Source organism: Citrobacter sp. wls829 (assembly GCF_005280825.1).
Lineage (GTDB): Bacteria > Pseudomonadota > Gammaproteobacteria > Enterobacterales > Enterobacteriaceae > Citrobacter > Citrobacter gillenii.
The window spans coordinates 1-215 of record NZ_SZWP01000084.1; the positions used below are offsets into that span (position 1 = coordinate 1).

Sequence of the window (215 nt, forward strand, 5' to 3'; positions counted from 1 at the left end):
TGCTGAGGACAGGCTTTCATTCGGAGAACCATCATGGAAAACATTGCGCTTATTGGTATCGATCTGGGTAAGAACTCTTTCCATATTCATTGTCAGGATCATCGTGGGAAGGCCGTTTACCGTAAAAAATTCACCCGACCAAAGCTAATCGAATTTCTGGCGACATGCCCGGCAACAACCATCGCGATGGAAGCCTGTGGCGGTTCTCACTTTAT

1 pseudogene is annotated in these 215 nt (G+C 47.0%); it reads left to right on the plus strand.

Features of this window, described 5'->3' with window-relative positions:
- Positions 1 to 33: 33 nt before the first annotated feature.
- A pseudogene (locus tag FDW88_RS18680) lies at positions 34 to 215 on the plus strand (IS110 family transposase); the annotation flags it as partial.